Annotated in this window: 21 protein-coding genes; 9 read left to right on the top strand and 12 right to left on the bottom strand. The window is 72.4% G+C overall.

Going from position 1 to position 23,391, the window contains the following annotated elements:
* Positions 1 to 64 precede the first annotated feature (64 nt).
* Complete coding sequence (locus BJ964_RS25000) at positions 65 to 802, top strand: SDR family NAD(P)-dependent oxidoreductase (RefSeq protein ID WP_188122955.1); 738 nt, start codon at positions 65 to 67, stop codon at positions 800 to 802.
* 411 nt (positions 803 to 1,213) lie between these two features.
* Entirely contained in the window at positions 1,214 to 1,726 is a 513-nt protein-coding gene (locus tag BJ964_RS24995) for a hypothetical protein (RefSeq protein ID WP_188122954.1), read from the top strand.
* Here the strand turns inward: BJ964_RS24995 and BJ964_RS24990 are convergent.
* The 5 genes from BJ964_RS24990 to BJ964_RS24970 form a co-directional block, all read right to left on the bottom strand.
* Positions 1,715 to 2,293 carry a hypothetical protein gene (locus BJ964_RS24990; RefSeq protein ID WP_188122953.1) on the bottom strand — a complete coding sequence of 193 codons (579 nt, stop codon included), beginning with the start codon at positions 2,291 to 2,293 and terminating at the stop codon, positions 1,715 to 1,717. The genes BJ964_RS24995 and BJ964_RS24990 overlap by 12 nt on opposite strands.
* Before the next feature lie 967 nt (positions 2,294 to 3,260).
* Positions 3,261 to 4,787, bottom strand: coding sequence for a GntP family permease (locus BJ964_RS24985; RefSeq protein ID WP_188122952.1), 1,527 nt, complete (start codon positions 4,785 to 4,787; stop codon positions 3,261 to 3,263).
* A 203-nt stretch (positions 4,788 to 4,990) separates the two neighbouring features.
* On the bottom strand, positions 4,991 to 6,502 hold the full coding sequence (locus BJ964_RS24980) for an alpha/beta hydrolase (protein ID WP_188122951.1): 1,512 nt from the start codon (positions 6,500 to 6,502) through the stop codon (positions 4,991 to 4,993).
* A 66-nt stretch (positions 6,503 to 6,568) separates the two neighbouring features.
* Positions 6,569 to 7,156, bottom strand: a complete 588-nt coding sequence (locus BJ964_RS24975) for an acyl-CoA-like ligand-binding transcription factor (protein ID WP_188122950.1) — start codon at positions 7,154 to 7,156, stop codon at positions 6,569 to 6,571.
* Positions 7,157 to 7,255: 99 nt separating this feature from the next.
* Positions 7,256 to 8,743, bottom strand: coding sequence for a DHA2 family efflux MFS transporter permease subunit (locus BJ964_RS24970; protein WP_188122949.1), 1,488 nt, complete (start codon positions 8,741 to 8,743; stop codon positions 7,256 to 7,258).
* A gap of 122 nt (positions 8,744 to 8,865) precedes the next feature.
* On the opposite strand from BJ964_RS24970, the gene BJ964_RS24965 reads away from it, so the two are divergent.
* On the top strand, positions 8,866 to 9,024 hold the full coding sequence (locus tag BJ964_RS24965; RefSeq protein ID WP_188122948.1) for a hypothetical protein: 159 nt from the start codon (positions 8,866 to 8,868) through the stop codon (positions 9,022 to 9,024).
* A 1-nt stretch (position 9,025) separates the two neighbouring features.
* Positions 9,026 to 9,868, top strand: coding sequence for a PfkB family carbohydrate kinase (locus tag BJ964_RS24960; RefSeq protein ID WP_188122947.1), 843 nt, complete (start codon positions 9,026 to 9,028; stop codon positions 9,866 to 9,868).
* Between the two features lie 45 nt (positions 9,869 to 9,913).
* Here the strand turns inward: BJ964_RS24960 and htpG are convergent, their stop codons facing one another.
* From htpG to BJ964_RS24935, 5 genes are all read right to left on the bottom strand, one after another.
* Positions 9,914 to 11,779 carry a molecular chaperone HtpG gene (htpG, locus tag BJ964_RS24955; protein WP_188122946.1) on the bottom strand — a complete coding sequence of 622 codons (1,866 nt, stop codon included), beginning with the start codon at positions 11,777 to 11,779 and terminating at the stop codon, positions 9,914 to 9,916.
* Between the two features lie 69 nt (positions 11,780 to 11,848).
* Complete coding sequence (locus BJ964_RS24950) at positions 11,849 to 12,733, bottom strand: ABC transporter substrate-binding protein (RefSeq protein WP_188122945.1); 885 nt, start codon at positions 12,731 to 12,733, stop codon at positions 11,849 to 11,851.
* Positions 12,734 to 12,774: 41 nt separating this feature from the next.
* Entirely contained in the window at positions 12,775 to 13,704 is a 930-nt protein-coding gene (locus BJ964_RS24945; RefSeq protein WP_229806863.1) for an endonuclease/exonuclease/phosphatase family protein, read from the bottom strand.
* Positions 13,705 to 13,755: 51 nt separating this feature from the next.
* Entirely contained in the window at positions 13,756 to 14,637 is an 882-nt protein-coding gene (locus BJ964_RS24940) for an alpha/beta fold hydrolase (protein WP_229806864.1), read from the bottom strand.
* A gap of 293 nt (positions 14,638 to 14,930) precedes the next feature.
* Positions 14,931 to 15,296 (bottom strand): hypothetical protein, encoded by a 366-nt coding sequence (locus BJ964_RS24935; RefSeq protein ID WP_188122944.1) that lies wholly within the window; start codon positions 15,294 to 15,296, stop codon positions 14,931 to 14,933.
* A 233-nt stretch (positions 15,297 to 15,529) separates the two neighbouring features.
* Between BJ964_RS24935 and BJ964_RS24930 the strand changes: the two genes are divergently transcribed.
* Together BJ964_RS24930 and BJ964_RS24925 are read left to right on the top strand one after the other, a co-directional pair.
* On the top strand, positions 15,530 to 15,736 hold the full coding sequence (locus tag BJ964_RS24930; RefSeq protein ID WP_229806865.1) for a hypothetical protein: 207 nt from the start codon (positions 15,530 to 15,532) through the stop codon (positions 15,734 to 15,736).
* 58 nt (positions 15,737 to 15,794) lie between these two features.
* Positions 15,795 to 15,962, top strand: coding sequence for a hypothetical protein (locus tag BJ964_RS24925; RefSeq protein WP_188122942.1), 168 nt, complete (start codon positions 15,795 to 15,797; stop codon positions 15,960 to 15,962).
* Here BJ964_RS24925 and BJ964_RS24920 read toward each other — a convergent pair.
* Both BJ964_RS24920 and BJ964_RS24915 read right to left on the bottom strand, forming a co-directional pair.
* The gene (locus BJ964_RS24920; RefSeq protein ID WP_188122941.1) at positions 15,946 to 19,281 is read right to left on the bottom strand and encodes a tetratricopeptide repeat protein; all 3,336 of its coding nucleotides are present in this window, start codon (positions 19,279 to 19,281) and stop codon (positions 15,946 to 15,948) included. The genes BJ964_RS24925 and BJ964_RS24920 overlap by 17 nt on opposite strands.
* 42 nt (positions 19,282 to 19,323) lie before the next feature.
* Positions 19,324 to 20,070, bottom strand: coding sequence for a CDP-alcohol phosphatidyltransferase family protein (locus tag BJ964_RS24915; RefSeq protein ID WP_188122940.1), 747 nt, complete (start codon positions 20,068 to 20,070; stop codon positions 19,324 to 19,326).
* A 72-nt stretch (positions 20,071 to 20,142) separates the two neighbouring features.
* On the opposite strand from BJ964_RS24915, the gene BJ964_RS24910 reads away from it, so the two are divergent.
* From BJ964_RS24910 to BJ964_RS48140, 3 genes are read left to right on the top strand one after another with little or no spacing between them, the layout of a single operon-like run.
* A complete protein-coding gene (locus tag BJ964_RS24910; protein WP_188122939.1) occupies positions 20,143 to 21,117 on the top strand; it encodes a zinc-dependent alcohol dehydrogenase in 975 nt (324 codons plus the stop codon).
* 57 nt (positions 21,118 to 21,174) lie between these two features.
* Positions 21,175 to 21,576, top strand: coding sequence for a 6-pyruvoyl trahydropterin synthase family protein (locus tag BJ964_RS24905; RefSeq protein ID WP_188122938.1), 402 nt, complete (start codon positions 21,175 to 21,177; stop codon positions 21,574 to 21,576).
* On the top strand, positions 21,573 to 22,892 hold the full coding sequence (locus BJ964_RS48140; protein ID WP_229806866.1) for a glycosyltransferase family 4 protein: 1,320 nt from the start codon (positions 21,573 to 21,575) through the stop codon (positions 22,890 to 22,892). The genes BJ964_RS24905 and BJ964_RS48140 overlap by 4 nt, the downstream gene beginning before the upstream one ends.
* The last annotated feature ends 499 nt before the right edge of the window (positions 22,893 to 23,391 follow it).

Below are 23,391 nucleotides of genomic sequence, written 5' to 3'. Positions count from 1 at the left end.
CTCTCCACCGCAAATACCCGATACCGGATCCAGACAGAGTGCTTTCCCGAGGCAGGATGCCGACATGTCCTTCTCCTTCGTGGTGACCGGGGCGGCTCAGGGCGTCGGCCGAGCCATCGCCGAACGCCTGGCCACCGACGGTCACGTGGTCGTCATGGACCTCGTCGGCCGGCTCGACTGGCAGCACAACCGGGTCACGCTGGTATCCGGCGACGCCGCCGACCCGGTGGCGGCACGGCACGCGGCCGCTACCGCCGAGGCCACCGGCCCGCTGGCCGGCTGGGTCAACAACGCGGCGGTCTTCCACGACGCCGGGCTGGCATCCGATCCGGTTCCGCGCGTCCTCGACCTGATCACCACGAACCTCGCCCTCGCGGTGACCGGCTGCCACACCGCCGTCAACCACTTCCGCGCCCACGGCCGCCCGGGCGCGATCGTCAACGTCTCGTCGCACCAGGCGCAGCGCCCGGTTCGCGGCGCGCTCACCTACGCCACGGCGAAGGCCGCGATCGAGGGCCTGACCCGGGCGGTCGCCGTCGACCACGGCCCGGACGGCATCCGCGCCAACGCGGTCGCGCTCGGCTCGATCACCACGGCACGGTACGAGAAGTACCGCGCCGAACACCCGGAAGCCGACGCCCAGATGGCCGCACTGCACCCGCTGGGCCGGGTCGGCACCCCCGGCGAGGTGGCGGCCGCCGTCGCCTTCCTGCTCTCCCCGGCCGCCGGTTTCATCAACGGGGCGGTCCTCCCGGTCGACGGCGGCCGCGCGGTCAACGGCCCCGACCCCGAGGCCCGCTGACCGGTCCCGTCACGAGGTCGCGGGGTTCACGCCCGTCCTCGCGTCCGCAAGCCACTCCCCCCACCACTCATCCAGCCTTCGCCCGTCACCACCCCTCTGGGTCGGCCAGCCCTGTCCGCAGGCCGCTCGCCACGGCGAACCCGCCCCGCCGGTGAGCCGGCCCCGCCGCAAGCCGGTGCCGCCGTAAACCGGCCCCGCCGTAAACCGGCCCCGCCGTAAACCGGCCCCGCCGTAAACCGGCCCCGCCGTAAACCGGCCCCGCCGCAAGCCGGTGCCGGCCGGTGAGTCGGTGCCGACGGTGCGCCGGTACTCGTTCCTGGGTGTGCCGCGTCGGTGACGGAGTCGTGGAGGTTCCAGGCAGGGGTTGCGTGTAGACGGCTCCACCGGGCGGAAGGCGGTTACGGTCCGGCCGTGTCCAATCCTCCCCCGGCCACCCGGCCCGGCGGCGTGTCCGTCGCGGCGCTGCTCCTCTGGCTCTGCGCAGCACTGCAATTGACCATGTGCTTTGTCGGCAGCACGGTGTATGACGGGTTTCCCGGCAACATCTGGATCTGCGGTGGGCTGGTCACCATGCCGTTGTTCGCGGCCGCGGCGATGGCCGTCTGGTCCGGCTATCCGGGGGCGCACATCGCGACGGCGGCGCTGCCCCTTCTCTCCGTCTGGTGCGCCGGCCTGGCTGTGCAGAATCCGTCCGGTCCCGCGCTCGCCTGGCTGGTGCTCGCCACATCGATGGTCGCGCAGGCCGGCGCCGTGGTGTTGGTGCTGCGGCCGTCATCGCTCGCCTTCTTCCACCGTCCGCCCGGCGCCACCGCACCGCCCAGCGCCACCCCAACGACCCGGCCGCCGCACCCGCCACCCAGCGCCACCGCGCCGCCCTTGCCGCCGTATCCGCTGGACGGCCCGGGCGACCGTTCAGACGCCTAGACGTGACTTGCGGGCCTGTTCATATGTCATCTGCAGTGGACGAGGATCAACATTGAGAGCATGCATCGCGTCATGATGTTGCGACTCGGCCATCAACTGTGGACCACGTAGAGCGGCGTCCAGTCCGGTCAAGTCCACCGTGCCGACGCCGAGCGGGGCGAATGCCAACGAGTCGGCGCCGTATGGACCGCGCGGCACGTCCTCCAGGTCGTGGTAGACGTTGCCGCGCAGGTCGACCAGGATCTCGTTGTCCTCGTCGTCCCAGTCCTCGATGACGAACCGCTGCTCGGAGACGTAGTCGTGGACGGTCGCCCCGCGGTGCAGGATCTCCACGAGCAGTGCGTCGGAGTCGTACATCTCGAACCGGGCCGCGTACTCACCAGCGCGCAAGCTCATGAGCCGGGCCAGGGTCGCGGTCTCGGCGTAGCCGCTCTCGCCGCGCGGGATCACCGCCCAGCGCCGCTCGGCCACCGGGATGATCACGGCTTTCTGCCGGGACTCGGCCAGCGCTCTACGGACACCGTCCAGGTCACCGGTGGCCAGCACGGTCTGATAGGTGCTCCCCATGGCCGCCGATCATAGTGATGATCTTGCAGAATTCGCTCCACCATCCCGCCACGGGTTCACGGGCCGAACGCCGTAGGGCTCGCCGCGCCCCCGAAGCCATGCGCCGCCCGCGCTTTCCGGCCCGGCGGGTGCTCACGTCGCACCGTCCGCGTGCTCGGCCTGCCGCCATGACGCGGGCGGGCGACCACGGAAACCGGCTCGTGTGCGCCAGCCGGCGCACACGAGCCGGAGGAACGGACAGTAGACCAATTGATCAGCAGGGTCGGCGCTGTCTCGGCTGTGGCGGGACAGAGGTGAGGGCCGGATGGGCGAATTGGCAGGTGGCTGGACGGTCACGGCAGGGTGAGGGCGAACGGCCGGCAGGCCCGGCAGGGTGAGGGCGAACGGCCGGCAGGCACGGCAGGGTGAGGGCGAACGGCCGGCAGGCCCGGCAGGGTGAGGGCGAACGGCCGGCAGGCACGGCAGGGTGAGGGCGAACGGCCGGCAGGCACGGCAGGGTGAGGGCGAACGGCCGGCAGGCACGGCAGGGTGAGGGCGAACGGCCGGCAGGCACGGCAGGGTGAGGGCGAACGGCCGGCAGGCCCGGCAGGGTGAGGGCGAACGGCCGGCAGGCACGGCAGGGTGAGGGCGAACGGCCGGCAGGCACGGCAGGGTGAGGGCGAACGGCCGGCAGGCACGGCAGGGTGAGGGCGAACGGCCGGCAGGCACGGCAGGGTGAGGGCGAACGGCCGGCAGGCACGGCAGGGTGAGGGCGAACGGCCGGCAGGCCCGGCAGGGTGAGGGCGAACGGCCGGCAGGCACGGCAGGGTGAGGGCGAACGGCCGGCAGGCACGGCAGGGTGAGGGCGAACGGCCGGCAGGCACGGCAGGGTGAGGGCGAACGGCCGGCAGGCACGGCATGGTCTGGAGTTGCAGCGCCTCGCGGGTCTGCTACGGCGGGTTCGGGTAGGCGTACCGGGGAAAGGACTTCAGAGAAGCAGCGACAGCGACATGACGCACGCGAAACCGACCACCGAGATGATGGTCTCCATGACCGACCAGGTCTTGATGGTCTGGCCGACGGTCATGCCGAAGTATTCCTTGACCATCCAGAAGCCAGCGTCGTTGACGTGCGAGAAGAAGAGTGAGCCGGCGCCGATCGCGAGGGCGAGCAGTGAGACGTCGGTGCGGTCGAGGGTGGTGGCGAGTGGGGCGACGATGCCGGCCGCGGTGATCGTGGCGACGGTGGCCGAACCGGTGGCGACCCGGATGCCGACGGCCACCAGGAAGCCGAGCAGCAGGGCGTTGATGTTGGCGTCGCGGGCCGCGTCGGCGATCACGTTTCCTACGCCGACGTCCACCAGGACCTGCTTGAATCCGCCTCCCGCCGCGACGATCAGCAGGATGCCGGCGATCGGCGGGAGGGCGCCGCCGAGCACCGCGGATGTCTCTCCGCGGTCGAAGCCGGCCCGTTTGCCGAGGGCGTACATCGCGACGAAGACACCGGCGAGCAGAGCGACGACCGGTTCGCCTAGGACCTCGAGGGCGTCGCGCAGGGCGGATCCCTCGGGGAGGAGCAGTTCGGCGATGCCGCGGGCCAGCATCAGGACGACCGGCAACAGTACGGTCAGGACCGCGGGCCAGAAACCGGGGTTGCGGCGTGGTCCGACCTGGTCGTCGACGAGTTCGCCGGGAGCGGTCGGGTTGGCGAGATCGCCACGGTCGACGAAGTCCTGCCCGCCAGTGGGTCCGGAGACGGGGCGGTCGGAAGACGAGGGGCCGGAGACGGGGCCGCCGGAGGACGAGGGGCCGGAGACGGGGCCGCCGGAAGAAGAGGGGGTGGCGAGCAGCGCGGGCACCGGCAGCGGGACCCGCTTGGCGATGAAGTTGCCGAAGACCGGGCCGGCGACGATCACCGTGGGGATCGCGCAGATCAGGCCGAGCAGCAGGGTGAGGCCCAGGTCGGCCTGGAGGCTCTCGATGGCGACCAGCGGTCCGGGGTGTGGTGGCACGAGCCCGTGCAGCACCGACAGTCCGGCCAGGGCCGGGATGCCGAGACGGAGCAGGCCGACATCGGTACGCCGTGCGACGAGCAGCACGATCGGCACCAGGAGCACGACGCCGACCTCGAAGAACAGTGGTAGCCCGATGAGCGCGGCGACCCCGGCCATGGCCCATGGCAGCGCGGCCCCGGAGACGCCGTTGACGATCCGGGTCACGATGCCGTCGGCGCCCCCGGATTCGGCCAGCAGCGCGCCGATCATCGAGCCGAGCGCGATGAGCACACCGACGCCGCCGGCCGTGGTGCCGAGCCCGGCGGTGAACGAGTCGACGACCGCCTCCGGAGCGGCGCCCGCGGCCAGGCCGAGGACGCCGGCGCCGGAGATCAGGGCCAGGAACGGGTGCCACTTGGCCCAGGCGATCAGTAGGACGACGGCCGCGATGCCGAGCACCGCGGCGAGAACGAGCTGCGTGGTCCCGGCGTCGGTGATGGACTCAGCGGCGATGGTCGTCATGGGGCGGCTCTACCCCATCGAAACCTGTTTCAATCCACGGTCCGGCGGGGTCGAGGATTTCGCCCGGCGAACCGGGTTCTGGTCGCGGCCCGCCAAGCGGTCCCGCCAAGCGGCCTGCAAAGCGGTCCCGCCAAGCGGCCCGCAAAGCGGCCCGCAAAGCGGTCGGCCCGCGGGCCGCGACCAGCGGCGCCCCTACGCCATGATCACCGGCGGGACGGGCCGGTCAACTCAGGCAGCGGGTCCACCACCGTCGGTGCCGCCTGCGCGGTGACCGGCGACGACGGGAAGACGGCCGGGCAGTGCGTGCCCTTCTTCGGGGTACGCAGCTCGACCAGGTACGTGTCGATCGCCGCCCGGGCACAGTCGCTGCGCCAGTAGGTGCCGTGCCCCACGCCGTCGTAGGTCAGGAACGTGGCGCTCGGCAGCTGGCTTGCCAGGCTGGTGCCCCACTCGTACGGGGTGGCGACGTCCCACCGGCTGTTGGCCAGCAGGATCGGCGGCAGCTTGGCCGACGCCCGCAGCCGGTGCGGCGGGTTGGTGACCTCCCACGGCCAGTTCTGGCAGCTGGCCAGATCGGACCAGGCCAACGGGTTGAGCCGGGTGTGCGGGGCGAGCCGGTTCTGCGCCAGCTCGATGGCCCGCATCACCGGGAAGGCTCCGACGTCGAAGTGGAAGTCGGAGCACATCACCGGCAGGTACCCGTTGGGCGCGGGCTCGCCGCGAGCGCTCTCGCCGCCCTCCTGGATGTAGATCAGCGTTTCCGCGAGGTCGAACCAGGAGTTCGGGTTGTACATGTAGCCGAAGACCCAGTTGACCAGGTCCTCCGGCGGTAGCGGCGCCCCGTCGACGATCAGCTCGCCGGCCTCGGCCCGGGCGTACAGTTCGTCGAAGTGGGCGAGGGCCCCCTGCTCGTGCAGCGCGCAGGCCTCGGTCCGGTCGCACCAGGCGGTGAACTGGAGGAACGAGCCCTCCATGGCGAGCGTCTCCCATTTCTGGTAGCCCGCGATGGTCTGCGCGTGGTCCATGTTCGAGTCCAGGGCCAGGGCGCGGATCCGGCCCGGGAACAGTTCGGCGTACTGCTGGCCGATCATGGTGCCGTAGGAGACGCCGTAGTAGCTGATCTTCTTCTCGCCGAGCCCGGCGCGGATGGCGTCCATGTCCCGGGCCACGCCGGCGGTGTCGACGTACTTCACCAGCGGGCCGCTCAGTTCGCGGCAGCTCAGGGCGAGGGCCTTGTTGGTGGCGCGCAGGTCGGCGTACTCCGCATGATCGTCCGGGTAGAGCCGGATCGCCTGGGCGCCGATCAGCTCGCTGTCGCAGTTGATCACGCTGCTGCGGGCCTGCCCGCGCGGGTCGAACCCGACGACGTCGAAGCGGTCGGTGACGGCCGGCGAGAACGCCTCACCGGAGAAGTAGGCGAAGTCGACCCCGGAGCCGCCCGGCCCGCCGGGGTTGATCAGCAGCGAGCCGATCCGCCGGGCCGGGTCGGTGGCGGGCCGCTTGGCCAGCGCCAGGTCGATGGTGGGCCCGCCCGGCTTCGACCAGTCGACCGGAACCTTGATCGTGGCGCAGAGCAGACCTTCCGGGGCCTCCTCCGCGGGATCGCACGCGGTCCAGGCGATGGACGGCGATGGTGGCGCGGCCTGGGCGGCCGCCGCCGGGACGGCCGGTCCGAACAGGGCGAGCAGAGCGATCGGTACGGTGATGCGGCGCATGGGCAACCTCACGGGTCGGCGACAGCAACGCGACCCATTCAAGCCTGCCGATGCAAGGGCGCCCGGTCAGTCCAGGGGCAGACCGTTCTGCAGCAGCGTGAGAGCCTGTTCCACCCGCTGGAAGTCGGCCGGTTGAACCCCGTCGATGTGGCCGGTCGGCAGCACCGACAGCATCGCCCCGACCGCGGCGCCCGCGGTCACCCGGGCGGCGAAGTCGCCGTCCGGACGGCCGGCGCGCTCGGCGATCACCCCGGCCATGAGGTCGATGGCCCCGGTCATCTGCTGGAGCATGCGCATCCGCAACTCGGGCACGATGAGCACCAGCCGCTGCCGGCGGCGTTCGAACTCCCACGCCTCCGGGCTCATGGCGTCGAACACCTCGCGCATGGCCCGCCGGATCGCCTCGATCGGCGGGACCCCGGCGGGCTGGGCCCGGATCGCCCCGAGCAGCACCTCGTCGACGTCGTCGACCAGGATGACGTCCTCCTTCGTCGGGAAGTACCGGAAGAACGTGCTGGGCGAGACCTCGGCCGCGTCCGCGATCTGGTCCACGGTGGTCGCCGCGTACCCCCGCTCCTCGAACAACCGCAGGGCGTGGTCGCGGATCGCGGCCCGGGTCTTCGCCTTCTTGCGCTCACGGAGGCCGTTCGTCATGTCCCGGATTCTGCCAGCACCGCCGCCCGCTCCATCCGTTCCGGGAGCGGAGGCCGTTCATCATGTCCCGGACTCCGCGCCGGGAGCGGAGGCCGTTCCTCATGTCCCGGATTCCGCCGGCACCGCCGCCCGCTCCATCCGCGCCGGGAGCAGCACCAGCGCGAGCACCGCGCCCACCGCCGACACCAAGGCCGCCACGAGCAGCGACACACCCATCCCGTCCGTGAACGCGGCCCGCACCGCACCGAGCAGCACCGGATCGCCGAGCCGCCCGGCGACCGCGACCCCGGCGGTGACGCTGTCGCGAACCCCGTCGGGCGCGGCGGCGGGCAGCGCGTCGCGGTAGGCGGTGTTCATCGCCGTGCCGAGCACCGCCACGCCGATCGCGCTGCCGACCTGCCGCATCGACTGCACCATGGCGTTGCCGACGCCGCTGCGGCCGGGGGTGAGCGCGCCGAGGGCGGCGTTCATGGCCGGCGGCATGGTGAGGCCGAGACCCACACCGGCCGCGGTGACCCACACGCCGTACAGGGTGTAGCCGAGGACGGCGCCGGCCGCGAGGGCCACGGCGATCACCGTGAGCCCGGCGGCGATCAGGGTACGGGCGCCGAGCCGGGCGGTGAGCCGGTCGGCGGCCCGGGCGCCGGCGATCAGGCCGCCGATCACCGGGAGCAGCCGCATGCCGGTGCCGAGCGCGTCGTGGCCGCCGACCGCCTGGAACAGCTGCGGCAACGCGAAGAGCAGCCCGAAGAAGGCGAATCCGGCGATCGTGGAGAGCACGGTGCCGCCGGTGAACGCGCGGTCGCGGAACAGTTCGAGTTCGATCAGCGGGGCGGACGCGCGCCGCTGCCAGAACACCAGCGCGCCGAGCGCGAGCACGCCGAAGGCGATGGTGAGCAGGGCGCGCGGGTCACTCCAGCCACGTTCCCCGGCTTCGATGATGCCGTACGTCAGAGCGACCAGCCCGGAAGCCGACAGCACCACGCCGAGCCAGTCGAAGCGGCGCTCCCGGTCGCCGTGCGACTCGGGCAGCAGGGTGGCCACGGCGACCAGCCCGAGGACGACGAGCGGCAGGTTGATCAGGAAGACCGAACCCCAGTGGAAGTTGTCGAGCAGCCAGCCGCCGAGCAGCGGTCCGAGCGGTACGCCGAGCGCGTTGGCGGTGACCCAGACGGACAGGGCGCGGGGCCGCTCGTCCTCGCCGAACAGGACGGTGAGGACGGCGCCCATCAGGGCCAGGATCACCGCGGAGCCGAGTCCGAGGGCGGCGCGGGCGGCGATCAGCTGGCCGGTGGTCTCGGCGCAGGCGCAGGCGGCCGACGCGGCGCCGAACAGGACCAGGGCGATCAGGAGGAGGCGCTTGCGGCCGTACCGGTCGCCGAGCATGCCGGCCGGGAGCAGCGCGGCGGCCAGGACCAGCAGGTACGACGTGGTGAACCACTGGAGGTCGCCGGTGGTGGCGCCGAGGTCGCGGGCCAGGGTGGGCAGCGCGACGCTGAGGACCGTGCTGTCCAGACCGATGGCCAGGGTGCAGAGGGCGAGGGCGATCAGCGCGTACCAGCGCCGGGGTGATGAGGAAGTTGCCATGAAATGACAGTAGCTCTCAAAAACAAGTGACTGCCATTTACCCCCGTGCGGCGCGCCCGCCTGCGGCGGTTGCGAGGTTGTGTCACGATCTTGGGCGGCGTTGCACCAGTGGAGGAGCTCCGATGAAGAAGATTCTGGGCTGGATCCTGCTGTTCCTGCTCATCTTCTGGATCGGCACCGACCCGGCCTCGGCCGCCGACGTGACCCGCAGCATCGGGCAGGGCATAGCCGACATCTTCACCAACATCGGCACGTTCTTCGTGGAACTGGCCAACGACTGACGTGCGCATCCTGTGCGTCGGCCTGGCCACGGTCGACCTCGTGCAGCGGGTCGCGCGGATGCCGGGCATCGACGAGAAGGTGCAGTCCGAGTCGGTGGACGTGGCGGCGGGCGGGCCGGCGGCCAACGCGGCGGTCACCGCGGCCGCGCTCGGCGCCGACGTCACGCTGGTCACCGCGGTCGGCGCGCATCCGCTCGGTGACCTGGTGCGGGCTGATCTGGCCGCGCACGGGGTGACCCTGATCGACGCGGCGCCCGATGCGGAACAGCCGCCGCCGGTCTCCGCCGTCACGGTGCTCGACGCGACCGGTGAACGGACGATCGTCAGCCGCAACGCCGGGACGCGTGCGGTGGCCGTACCGGAGAGGGGTCTGCCGGACGCGGACCTGACGCTGGTCGACGGACATCATCCCGCGCTGGCGATGGCCGCGGCGCGGTCGGCGCGGCGCCTGCTGGTCGACGCCGGAAGCTGGCGCCCGGTCTTCGCCGACGTCTTCCCGCACGCCGAGGTGGTGGCCTGCTCCGGCGACTTCCGCCATCCGGCGGCGGCCGGTCCGGGCGACGCGGCGATCGCGGCCGCCGTCCCCGCGCCGCACGTGGTGATCACCCACGGTGACGCGCCGGTGAGCTGGTTCAGCGCGGGCTCATCGGGACACGTCCCGGTGCCGCGGGTCACGGCGGTCGACACCTCCGGCGCCGGCGACGCCTTCCACGGCGCGCTCGCCGTCGCCCTCACCCAGAGCGACGATCTTCAAACCGCCATCGGGTACGCCGTGCGCGTGGCCGCCACCCGGGTAGCGCACGCCGGGCCCCGCGCCTGGCTGGCCCACCTGCCGCTTCCCTGACCGGGCCGCCCCGCCCGCCGGATCGGTCCGGCGGGCGGGACTCCCTCAGACCGTCTGCGCGAGCCGGTCGGCGAGCAGCTTGGCGAACCTGGCCGGGTCGTCCAGGTCGCCGCCCTCGGCCAGCAGCGCCGTCCCGTACAGCAGCTCGGCGGTGTCCGGCAGGGCCGGGTCGTCGGCCTTGCGCTCGTGTGCCGACCGCAGACCGGCGACCAGCGGATGGTTCGGGTTGAGTTCGAGGATCCGCTTCACCCGCGGCCCCTCCTGGCCCATCGCCCGGTACATCTTCTCCAGCGCCGGAGTGATGTCGTCGGCATCGCTGACCAGGCAGGCCGCCGAGGTGGTGAGCCGGTGCGACAGGCGCACCTCCTTGACCCGCTCGTCCAGCTTCTCGGTGAGGAACCCGAGCAGCGGCCCGAAGTCGCCCTCCGGCTGCTTCTCCTCCTCGTCCTTCTTGAGGTCGACGGTGCCCCGGGCGATGGACCGCAGCTTCTTGCCGTCGAACTCGGGCACCACGTCGACCCACACCTCGTCGACCGGGTCGGTGAGGATCAGCACCTCGTAGCCCTCCGCCTGGAAGGCCTCCATGTGCGGCGAGTTCTCCACCTGGGAGCGGCTCTCGCCGGTCAGGAAGTAGATCTCCTCCTGGCCCTCCTTCATCCGCTCCACGTATGCCGCTAGGGTGGTTGGCTCGCTGCCACCGTCGGTAGTGAGCGCAGTGGTGGCGAACGACGCGATCTCCAGGATCGGCTTGTGGTTGTCCGGCTCGGCGAGCAGGCCCTCCTTGACGGCCCGGCCGAACTCGCGCCAGAACGTCGCGTACTTCTCCGGGTTGCCGCCCATCAGGTCCTTGATCGTGGAGAGGACCTTCTTGACCAGGCGGCGCCGGATCATCTGGATGTGCCGGTCCTGCTGCAGGATCTCGCGGGAGATGTTCAGCGAGAGGTCGGCCGCGTCCACCACGCCCTTGACGAAGCGCAGGTAGTCGGGGATCAGCTCCTTGCTGTCGTCCATGATGAAGACGCGCTTGACATACAGCTGGAGGCCACGGCGGGCATCCCGCTGGAACAGGTCGTGCGGGGCCCGCGCCGGGATGAAGAGCAGGGCCTCGTACTCGAAGGTGCCCTCCGCCTTCATGTTGATGATCTCGAGCGGGTCGGTCCAGTCGTGGCTGATGTGCCGGTAGAACTGGTGGTACTCCTCGTCGGTGACCTCGCTGCGCGGCCGGGCCCACAGCGCCTTCATCGAGTTGAGCGTCTCCGCCTCGCCGTCACCGGAGACCTTGCGGATCGGGAACGAGATGAAGTCCGAGTACCGCTTGACGATCTCCTTGATCTTCCACTCGTCGGTGTAGTCGTAGAGCGCGTCGTCCTCGTCCTTGGGACGCAGGTGCAGCGTGATCGTGGTGCCGACCGGCGCGTCCGGCGCGTCGTCGATCGTGAACGTGCCCTCGCCCGCCGACTCCCAGCGCGTGCCGTGGCCCTCGGTGCCCGCCTTGTGGGTCACCAGCGTGACCTTGTCGGCGACCATGAAGGTCGAGTAGAAGCCGACGCCGAACTGGCCGATCAGCTCGGGACTCTCCTTGGCCTCCTTGAGCTTGCCGAGAAGCTCGGCCGTGCCCGATTTGGCGATCGTGCCGATCAACTCGACGACCTCGTCGCGGGTCATGCCGATGCCGTTGTCCCGCACGGTCAGCGTCCGCGCCTCCGCGTCGACCTCGATCTCGATGTGCAGGTCGGAGGTGTCCGCCTCCAGGCCGTCCTGCAACTTGGCCAGGCGCAGCTTGTCCAGCGCGTCCGACGCGTTCGAGATCAGCTCGCGCAGGAAGATGTCCTTGTTCGAGTAGATCGAATGGACCATCAGCTGCAGTAGCTGGCGCGCCTCGGCCTGGAACTCCAACGTCTCCATCGTCACCCGTTTCCGTCATGTCCGGTGGTTCACCACGATCGTAGGACGACCGCCCGGCCGCCGATGCGCCCCGGGTCAGCTGACCCGCCGGATCGCTCCTTCGGCAGGCGCCGGGACCGCCCCGGGATGCAGGATCGCGGCGATCGCCTCGACCCCGTCGACCAGGCGCGGCCCCGGCCGGACCACCAGCCCGTCCCCGTCGATCGCCCACACCGCGGCCTTCGGGAAGTGCTCGATCACCGCCCCGGCCTGCCGGGCCGCACCGTCCAGGTGGTAACCGCACGGCGTGACCAGCACGATCTCCGGCTCGGGCGCGGCCAGCTCGGCCCACGACACCTGCACCGACCGCTTCCCGGCCCGCGCCGCCACCGGCTCCCCACCGGCCGCGACCACCAGATCCGGCACCCAGTGCCCCGCCGTGAACGGCGGATCCACCCACTCCACCACCGCGACCTTCGGTCGCCGCCTCCCGGCCACCGCGTCACTCACCCCGCGCAGCCTCTCCCGCAGAGCGCCGACCAGCTCCACACCCCGTTCCGGTACGCCCGCCGCGCGCGCCACCTCGACAAACGTGCCGAGGACCTCCTCCAGCGAGTACGGATCGAGCGACAGCACCTCCGACCGGCAGCCCAGATGGCTCAGCGCCTGATCGACGTGCCCCGACGGCAGCGCGCAGACGCGGCACAGATCCTGGGTGAGGATCAGCTCCGGATCCAGCCCGGCCAGCGCGTCCGCGTGCAGGGTGTAGAGGTCGCCGCCGGCCGACATCTGCGTGCGCACGTAGTCGTCGATCTCGGCGGGCGTCATACCGCGGGTGTCCCGCCCACCGACCACGACCGCCTTCGTCTGCCGGGCGGACGCCGGCTCGTCGCACTCGAACGTCACCCCGACCAGATCGTCGCCCAGCCCCAGGGCATAGACGATCTCGGTCGCGGACGGGAGAAGGGAGACCAGTCGCATGCACCCATGCTGCCGGATCCCGGCGCCGGCCACACTGACGCTCACCGGCGGAGGTGCGCGGCTATCGGTAGGTGGTCGCTGCCGGTTCCGGGGAGGGTGCGGACCGAGGTGACCGTCAGCGAGCGGGCCAGGACCTGATCGATGCGGGCGACCGGGAACGCGGCGGGCCAGCTGAAGGCGAAATCCGACTCGGCGGTGCCGAGCAGGGAGGTGACCGGTTCGAGGCCACGGTCCTTCGTGGTGGCATTCAGGTCGCCGAGGAGGATCACCCGGTCGAGCGGCTCGGCGGCGAGGGCCGCGGCGAGACGGCGGGCGCTGTCGTCGCGGCGTTCCGCGTCCAGGCCGGCCGGGCCGGGCCGCACCGAGGGCAGGTGGACCACGTAGACGGCGATGTCCCCGTACGGGGTGCGGGCGACGGCGCGCAGGCCGCGGTTCCAGTCGGCGCCGAGGGTCGCCGGGCGGATGTCGAGCGCGGCCTCCTCAGCGAGCGGGTGCCGGGACCAGAGCGCGACCGTGCCGTGGACGCTGTGATGGGAGTAGGCGGCCGGGAACGCGGCCCGGTAGGCGGGCAGTGCCTCCGGCGTGACCTCCTCCAGGGCCACCAGGTCGGGGTCGGCTTCCAGGAGCGTGCGGACGGTGCCGGGCACGTCGGGGTTCTCGTCGCTGACGTTGTGCTGCACGGCGACCAGATCGGGCGCGGGCTCCCGGGCCGGGACGAGGTGACCGCCGAAGAGGGCGAGCCAGGCCGTCAGCGGGAACAGCGCCGCGGCCAGTGCGATCCCGGAGCGGCGCCACGCGGCCAGGGCGAGGATCGGGAGAACGCTCAACCCCAGCCACGGCAGGAAGGTCGGCAGCAGGCTTCCGCCGGGCAGCGCCGGGTGGGCGACCATCGCCCCGGCGGCCAGGACCCCGAGCGGTACGGCGGCGAACCACCCGAGCCGATCCCGCCCAGCGCCCCGGAACACTCGCACGCGGCGATGCTCGCACAGCCGATCAAGCCCGGCGGCGCGGGCTGGACGGTGTCAGTGGAGGATCTCGTCGAGGACCTGGTCCCAGACGGCCCGGGGCGGGAACTCGTGGCCGACGCCGTCCAGCCACACCAGGCGGGCGTCGGGGATGCAGCGGGCCAGCTCCTCCGGGTGTTCGGCCGGGAAGCGGCGGTCGAGGGTGCCGTGCAGGACCACGGTCCGGGTCTCGATGGCGCCGAGCAGGTCGCGGACCGGGGGGCCGTAACCGGCACGGCGGTGATTGAGGCGGGTGGCGGCCAGGTCGGCGGAACGGTCGAAGATGCGCTCGGCCAGGCGGCGCAGCTGCGGCTCGTCGGGGGTGAACGGGCCACCGTGGTCGCGCACCTCGGCGATCATCCGGGCGACCGCGGACTTCCGGTTCGACCAGTCGGTCTCGTCGGTGATCGGGGCGGCTTCCACCGTACGGATGCCGGCCGTGACCGTGCCCGCGACGACCGTGACCGGACCGCCCACGGTGACCGGCGCGGTCTCCCCTCCCGCCCCGTCGGCGCTGGTCGCCATGAGGGTGAGCGACAGCACCCGCTCGGGATGGTGGACCGCGATGCGCTGCGCGAGCGCGCCGCCGAGCGAGAAGCCGACCAGGTGCGCGGCCGGCACCCGAAGCGCGTCGAGCACGCCGACGGCGTCGTCCATGAGGTCGGCGCCGGAGTAGGCGGTCGCGCCGGCCGGGTAGGAGGTGGACCGGCCGGTGTCCCGGTGGTCGTAGCGGATCACGAACCGGCCGCCGGCCGCTAGCCGGCGGCAGAACTCGTCGTCCCACCAGTCCATCGGACTGGCATCCCCGGCCAGGAGCAGCAGCGGGGCATCGGTGGGCTCGCCGAAGGTCTCCAGGCACACCTGGATGCCGTTGACCGGCATCATCGTCTCCGTCACCACGAATTCATTGTGGCCAGCCTCACTGACGACCACGTTACGCCGACATCACATCCGACGACGTGCTTGCTGAGAGGCTCCCGCAACACCCGCATCGCACGATCGACATCCGCCGGGCCGCATGGCCGAAGGGTGGGAGCGGGACAGGCACCGGCCGAGACCCGGGATTCCGGTGGAGGGAACGGCGCGGGAGCAGGACCGGCACCTGCGAAGATCCCGCCGCGGCAACAACGGGACCGATCATGCGCCAGAGGCCGCCGCGGCGCGAGGACGCCGCGGCGGCCGGAGGCGGCCTGTCAGCGAACAGTCGTGACAGCGGCGGTGGACCGTGCCTGTCCACGCACCACCCGCAGCGACACCGCGGTCAGGCCGAGCGCGAGGGCGAACAGGGACAGGTGCAGCCACGGGTTCGCGATCGGCATGAAGCCGATGATCGCGACCGGGATCTGGACCACGCCGATCAGTGCGGCGAGCAGCCAGCGACGATCACCGGCCCAGAGCAGGGCGGTCCACACCGGCGCCGTGGCGACCAGCAGGGTGAGCCCGTCGAGCAGGGTGTGCAGGGCCGGGTTGTGCACGGCGGTGTGCGCGAACGCCTGGGCGGGTGAGGCGACCCAGAGACCGGCGAGGACGAGGGCGAGAACGACAGCGGCACGACGCATGGGATCCTCCAGCGCAATCAAACCGTTGCTCCGAGTAATCAAGGTAACACCCGGAGGGCGGCTCACGTCGATTCATTCGCCCGCCCGTACCGTGACAGAGGGTTGTTGATCTCGACCGAAAGGCCCACTTTCCTACGGTGAGTGATCATGGCTAGCCTGCGTCAGTGCGTTTGATCGAACTTGCGATGGCCAGCGCCCTTACGGTGAGTATCGGCGGTGTTTCTTACGTTGCGGTGAACCCCGCGAAGCTCGAGGCACGTGCCCAGGTCGTCGCCGACCAGGCCAACTGCCGGACCGTGGAGACGGCGATCGTGGGTTACGTGATGAACAACGGGGTCGCGCCCACCTCGGTACGACAGCTCGGCGACTACGTGAGCGGGGACATCTCGCGGTACCGGATCGTCGGGGGCAAGCCCGCGGGCCCCGGCTGCCAGGCATAGAAGAAGTTCACCGTAATGCAACACTAGGGCTCCCTGACGAGCCCGAGGCAGGCACCCGATGATGCGTTTGCCCGGCACACCGCCCGAACGGGTGGGCGTGCTGCTCGCCGGCCCGGCCCTCACCGTCTGCGGTCACGTGCACTGGCACGAGCCGGTGGCCACCCTGGGTGACGGTCACGTCCTCAACGTGGACGGCCGCGCCGTGGTCCTCACCGCTGGGCGCTGAGGAACCGCGGACGTCTGCCGGGCGCCTCCAGCACGGCGGCGTGGACGGCGTGGGCCTCCGCCAGCCGGTCCGCGAAGACGTCCGGGTATCGCTCGGCCAGGGACGTGTGGATCCGCACCGACTCGACGGCCGCCGCCTCGGCGCCGAGCAGGTCGCGCCGCAGCTCCAGACAGATCCAGGCGTACATCGTCGAGGCCAGGCCCAGACCCTGTAGCGCCGTCTCCTCGTGACGGGCGAGCCGGCGCAGCACCGTCCGGGCCTCCTTGCACACCGGCCGCGCCTCGGCGAGCCGGCCCAGGTCGCACAGCGCGATGAGCAGGTGCGTCAGCGCCCCGCCGAATCCGGACAGGTGCTTCTCCGGGTAGGCCCCGGCCAGCCGCCGGTAGAGGTCCACCGCCTCCACGGCGCAGGTCAGTGCCTCGTCGGCGTGCCCGGTCTCGGACAGCCGGATCCCCCGGCCGCGCAGCGAGTCGGCGAGCCCCGGCAGGTTGACCTCCCGGTTCGTCTCGGCCAGCCGCCGGTGCAGCGCGGCCGCCTCCTCCAGCACCGACAGGGCCTCCCCGGAGCGGTCGGTCGCGGCGAGCAGGCTGCCCAGGCTGCCCAGGGCGGCGGCCAGGCGGAATTCGTGCACGGCAGGGTCCTCCCCGGCCAGCCGCCGCAGCAGCGCCACCGCCTCGGTCGTCGGTTCCACGGCCTCCGCCGTCCGGCCCAGATTGGACAGGGCCGCCCCGCGGTTGCACAGCGAGACGGCGACGTCGGGCAGGTGCACCTCCGGGTGGTCTTCGGCCATCCGCTGCCAGAGGGCGGTCGCCTCGTCGATCGCGGCCAGCGCCTCCGCGTGGCGGCGCAGGCCGGTGAGAGCCGCGCTCAGATTGGTCAGCGCCACCGCGAGCCGCTCCCCGCCGAGCCCCAGGGCGACGGCCTCCTCGGCGGGTGCGACCGCCTCACCGAAGCGCCCGATCTCGGTCAGCCGCAGGCTGTGGTTGCTCAGGGCGCGAGCCAGGTCGGGCCGGTACCGGTCCGGGTTCGTCCCGGCCAGTTCTCGGTAGAGGGCGACCGCTTCCTCGGACGGCGGCAGCGCCTCCGCCCAGCGGCCCAGCTCGGCGTGCTTGATGGCGAGGTTGCTCAGCGACAGGGCGAGATCGGGCCGGTACCGGGCCGGATTCACGTCCGCGAGCGCGCGGTAGAGGTCGGTCGAGGCGGCGGCGGGGGCGAGCGCCTCGGTATGGCGGCCGGTATCGGACATGCGGTTGCCCAGGTTCCCCAGCAACATGGCGAGATCCGGCAGGTGTTCGGAGGTGTCCCGCAGCAGTCCGACCGCCTCCTCGGTGAGGTCGAGGCCCGCCTGCCACTGGCCGGCGTCGGCCAGGAACGCGCCGTGGTTGTTCAGGGCGAGCGCCAGCTCGTACCGGTGCGTGGCGAGCCCACGAAGCAGGTCCACCGCCTCGGCCGCGGGCGCCAGGCACTCCTCGCGCCGGTCCAGGGCCGCCAAGCGGGCCGCCACGTCGGCCAGGTTCCCGGCCAGGGCGGGCACGGCGGCCGGGTCGGTCCCGGCCAGCCGGCGGCGGATCGCGACCGCCTCCTGCCCGAGGGCCAGCGCCTCCTCGCGGCGGCCCAGTTCGGAGAGGAAGGTGCCCACGTTGTTGACGGCGATCGCCAGCTCCGGCAGATACCTGCCGGGGTCCTGCCCGGCGAGCGGCCGGAGCAGGGCAACCGCCGCCTCGCCCGCGCCGAGCGCCTCGGTCCAGCGGCCGGCACGGGAGAGCCGGTACGCGTGATCGGCGTGCACGGCCGCGGTGGTCGCCGGGTCGCCGGCCGCCCGCAGCCGGGGCCCGGTGAGCTGATCGCTGATCACGGCGGCCGCGACGTCCAGTTCGAGGAACCGGCCGTCCGGCATCGCCGCCTGGACGGAGGCGAGCACGCCGGGGTCGATCCCGGGCAGGGTGGCCAGCCGGATGAGGGCGGCGCCGCCCGCCTCGACCGCGACGCACGGGTCCCGGCGGATCAGCGGATACAGCACCTCCCCGGCGAGGTGCGGCCACCGGTGGGTGGCCTCGATCAGAACGGTCATCGCCGTCGCCGTCCACTCCGTGGGCCGTTCCGCGTGTGCGAGCAGGGCGGCCGGTGCGCTGAGCGGCCAGTCGTCGTAGGCGAACACGGTCGGCTCGTCGTGGCCGGGCGTGGACAGGGCGATCAGGTCCTCGCCGAGCCGGTCCGGATGCAACGGTTCGAACACGAGCCGGCGGTCGGCCGGCGGATAGCAGGCCCGATGGTCGTCGATGACACGATCGGCGGCGGCGGTCCCGTCGGCGAGACCGGCCGCGCCCAGGGCACGCCGGGCGGTGTCGCGGGGCACCGGCCCGGTCAGGGTCGCGGTGTACACGGCCCGGTGCATGACCTCACTCATGTTCCAGAACCGCTGTTCCCGGACCAGCAGGTACTCGGAGACCGCCCGCGGGCTGACCGGCGCCTCGTCACCGTGCCGCCGGGCCTCGACGGCCGCGAGCGCCGCCATGTGCACCGGCAGCACCTGCGCGAACCCCGGCCCGGACAGGTCGGGCGCGATCCAGTCCGCGTCCGGCACGCCGAGTGCGGCGGCGAACCGGGCGGCCGCCGCGGCGAACAGCGTCTCCCGGCCGGCGTCCAGCCCGCCCAGGACGATCGGCCCGGTGTCGATGCCGTGATCGTTCTCGGCCCGTCCGGCGAGGCTCGGCCACCAGTAGCCGGCCGAGCGGGCGAGCATCAGGACCCGTACGCGTGTCCCGGTCCTGGCGTGCAGCGCCCGCATCTGGCCGAGCAGCCCGAGCAGGTCGTCCATGGGCCACCGGTCGGCGTAGTCCACCACCGCGAGCAGGGCGCCGCTGTCCAGTTCGACCCGCTCCCCGGCGGCGGGCGCCGCACCGTGGGTGACCTCCCAGACCGTCCATCCGGCGCCGGCGCACCGGGCGGCGACCTCGGCGGCGAGCCGGCTCTTGCCCTGCCCGCCGGCGGCGTGCACGAGCCGCGCCGAGACGGTGGCCGCCGACCCGGCCCACGCGGCGAGTTCGTCCAGTTCGGCATGACGTCCGGTGAACGGCACGATCCGGTGGCGGGCCGCCAGCAGCCGGCTCGGTTGCCGGCGGGCGTCCTCCTGGTCCAGCGGTACCGCGGCGGCCTGGGCGGCCGTCACCCGGTAGGCCGGGCGGTCCGGGCTGATCGTGACGTCCCCGCCGACGTGCGCGACCTGGACGACGTCACCGAGGACGACACTGCCGGTGACCGTCTGCCGCGTCTGCCGCCACGGTGTCCACCGGCTCGCGCCATGCTGTTGCGCACCCATCGGGACATCGTGGACCGTCCCGGGTGGGAGTGGGCCACCGGGTCAACTGCGGGCGAGGGCGTGCTCCCGCGTTCCGGACCAGCGGCTGCGGGCCTGCTCCCGGACCCGGGACGCCCGGTACAGCCAGAACACGTCGGTGCCGAACGACCAGGCCAGCGACGCCACCGACACCGCCAGGGCGGCCACCGCGAGCACCGGCGGCAGCACCCCGCTCGCCACGGCCACCAGCACGACGCCCTGCTCGGCGGCGACGACCTTGCGGCTGAATCGCGGCGGCAGGGGCGCGTTCAGCCAGGGCAGCGCCCACGACGCGGCGCCGAACAGGTAGCGGGCCAGACCGATGACCAGGGCGAGCCAGTGCTGGCCGACGGCCACGTACACGCTCAGGACCAGGGCCAGCGCCGAGTCGACCTCCATGTCGAAGCGGGCGCCCAGTCCGGTGGTGGTGCCGGTCCGCCGGGCGATCTGCCCGTCCAGCCCGTCCATCGCGAGGGCCACCCCGGCGACGGTCGCCAGCAGCCAGGCCGGGGCGCCCGAGCCGGCGGCCATCGCGGTGACCCCGCCAGCCAGGATCGCGCGACCGAACGTGACCGCGTTCGCCCATCCGAGACTGGTCATTCCGGCGCGGCGCAGGCCGGCCGCGAGCAGGCCGCAGAGCAGGAGGCCGTACAGCAGCCCGGCGAGCCATCCCCACCCGGTGAGGCCGACGGTGGCGGCGAGTACGGCGAGCAGGAGGATCTGCGCGGCAAACCCGGCCAGAGGCCGCAGTGTCGTACTGATCGTCACCATTCCTCCTGAACAACATAGGGTTCAACCAGTGGACACACCGACCGGGGGCACCCGGTTCAACGGCGCAAAAGGATGAGGCTCTTGACGGCTCGCGCGTTCTGGATGACTTCCCCGGGGATCGGGGAGATACGCACCGAACGGGTGCCCGATCCCGGCCCGGATGAGGTGCTCGTCCGGACTCTGCACTCCGGGGTGAGCCGGGGCACCGAGACGCTGGTGTTCCAGGGGCGGGTCCCGGAGAGCCAGTGGCCCTCGATGCGCGCCCCCTTCCAGAGTGGCGACTTCCCGGCCCCGGTCAAGTACGGCTACCTGAACGTGGGACTCGTCGAGGCCGGCGTCCCGGAGCTGATCGGGAAGACGGTGTTCTGCCTTTTCCCCCACCAGACCCGGTACGTGGTCCCGGCGACCGCGGTGACCGTGGTGCCGGACGGGGTGCCCGCGGCACGGGCCGTCCTGACCGGGACGGTGGAGACGGCGGTGAACGCGGTGTGGGACGCCGCCCCGCAGATCGGTGACCGGATCTCGGTGGTGGGCGGCGGAATGGTCGGCCTGTCGGTGGCCGCGGTGCTGGCCGGGATGCCGGGCACGGATGTCGAGCTGGTCGACGTACAAAATCGCGAAAAAGAAGCTAACAAGCTGAATGTCGGTTTCGCACTGCCGGCCGAGGCGCGGAAAGAACGCGACATCGTCATCCACGCCAGCGCCACCGAACAGGGCCTCACCACCGCCCTCGAACTACTGGCCGCCGAGGGCACGGTCGTCGAACTCTCCTGGTACGGCGACCGCCGCATCGCCGTACCCCTGGGTGAGTTCTTCCACTCCCGTCGCCTGACCATCCGCAGCAGCCAGGTCGGCGGCATCGCCCCGGCCCGCCGCCGCTCCTACGCGCAGCGTCTCGCCCTTGCCCTCGACCTGCTGAAAGACCCGCGCTTCGACGCCCTGATCAGCGGCCGCAGCGGTTTCGACGACCTGCCCGAGGTGATGCCACGGATCGCCGACGGCTCACTGCCCGCGCTCTGTCACGTCATCGACCATCCGGCGAATTGATCTTTCCGGAACGGGTACCCGTACTACCTCACGAACCGCACCTGAGGAGTTGAGCCCTTGTTCAGCGTCACCGTCCGCGACCACATCATGATCGCGCACAGCTTCACCGGCGAGGTCTTCGGCCCGGCGCAGCGCCTGCACGGCGCCACCTTCGTCGTCGACGCCACCTTCCGCCGTCCCGACCTGGACGACGACAACATCGTCGTGGACATCGGCAAGGCGAGCGAACAGCTGCACACCGTCTGCCACGGGCTCAGCTACCGCAACCTCGACGACGATCCCGAGTTCACCGGCGTCAACACGTCCACCGAATTCCTCGCCAAGATCATCGCTGACCGGCTGGCGGTCCGCATCCACGCCGGCGAATTCGGCCGCGGCGCGTCCGGCCTCACCGGCATCTCGATCACCCTGCACGAGTCGCACATCGCCTGGGCGACCTACGAGCGCACCCTGCGGTGATCCACACGCTGTTCGCGGTGCTGCCGGCGTCGATCGACGACCCGGCGGCACCGTCCGGCGGCAACCGCTACGACCGCGAGGTGCTGCGCCGCCTCACCCTCCCCGGTGGTCCCTCCCCCGCCTCCGGCGATCAAACCCCTTCAGCGGTACGGGAGAAGCTCGTCCCCGGCGACTGGCCCCGTCCCGCGCCGGCCGCCCGCGAGGCACTGGCCCGGATCCTCGCCGACATCCCCGACGGCGCCGTCGTCCTGCTCGACGGCCTGATCGTCTGCGGTGTCCCGGACCTGCTCGAACCGCACGCCACCCGGCTGCGCCCGGTGATCCTCGTGCACCTGCCGCTCTGCGACGAGACCGGCCTCACCCCCGAGGCCGCCGCCGACCTGCGCGCCCGGGAACGCCGCGCCCTGCACCTGGCCGCCGCCGTCATCGCCACCAGCACCCCGGCCGCCCGCCGCGTCGAGGAACTCCACGACCTGACCGGCGTCCACGCCGTCCCACCCGGCGTCGACCCCGCTCCCCCGGCCGTCCCGTCGCCCACCGGCCACCGGCTGCTCATGGTCGCCTCATTGACCCCGCGCAAGGGCTACCCCCTGCTGCTCCAGGCCCTCCAGACCCTCACCGGCCTCCCGTGGACGTGCACCATCGCCGGCGCGGGCCGCATCCTGGGCGAGATCCCCACCCCCGCCACCCTCACCCTGACCACCCCCTCCGGCCTGGGCGCCACCCTCGATGCGAACGGCGACCCGCTGCCCCGGCGCACCGAAGCGCGAACCCCGGACAGCGCCGGCCAGCTCGGCGACGAGGCCGGGCAGTTCGACGACGGTCCTGGACGGCTCGGCGACGAGGCCGGGCGGCTCGGCGACGGCGCCGCTGGCCGGGCGGCCGAGGGGAGCTGGCGGGTCAGCCGGCCGGAGCGGGACGGGCCGGTTCCGGATCAGGGCAGTGTGCGGTTCACCGGGCCGCTGACCGGGGCCGCGCTCGACGCCGTCTACGCGGACGCCGACCTGTTCGTGCTGCCGTCGCGCGCGGAGACGTACGGGATGGTGGTGACCGAAGCGCTCGCCCGCGGCCTGCCGGTGCTGGCGACGGACGTCGGCGGAGTCCCGGAGGCTCTCGGCGAAGCAGGCGGCGGCCGCCCCGGCAGGCTGATCCCGCCCGGCGACCGCGACGCCCTCGCCGGCGCCCTGCGCGAGTGGCTCACCGACCCCGGGCTGCGAGCCCGCTGGCGCGACCGGGCCCGCGCCCGCCGCGAGACCCTGACCGGCTGGGACGAGACCGCGAAGCGCATCCGCGAGGTGCTCGATGGCCTCCCCTGACCCCGCCCGGCCGCTCCGCGCCCCCGAAGCACCAACCCGCGCCCGCCGCCACCGAAACCTGACAGCCTGGAACCCGACCGACATCGCCCAGGCGCACACCAACACCACAGCGCGCCGCGTCGCTGCTAGGACCTGTCCGGTGGATCACCCGAGTACGAGGCGAGGCGGCCCGCTCACCGCGGTCACCGGCCTGGCGCGGGCACACGCGACGCCGATCGTGAGTCGCGGCGCTCGCATGACCGAGCGCGCTCTCCGGAACTCATCCGGCCGGCTGTCAGTGCTGTCTCCCGGGCCGGGACACAGCGTTGACAGCCGGCCGGGACCGCGCCCGGACCGGGCGACCACGCCGAGGAGGCAGTCATGACGGAAGTGCACGGCAGGATCGAGATCGGGGACGACCCGGCGGCGCCCGGCACGGCACTGCGCGACCACACGGACCAGGAGATCGCCACGTTCAGCGAGGCCGGCCCGTTCCGTGAGAGCGAACCGCTCACCGAGA

The sequence above is a fragment of the Actinoplanes lobatus genome, assembly GCF_014205215.1.
Taxonomy (GTDB): Bacteria; Actinomycetota; Actinomycetes; order Mycobacteriales; family Micromonosporaceae; genus Actinoplanes; species Actinoplanes lobatus.
This window is presented reverse-complemented; position numbering and strand designations above follow the sequence as displayed.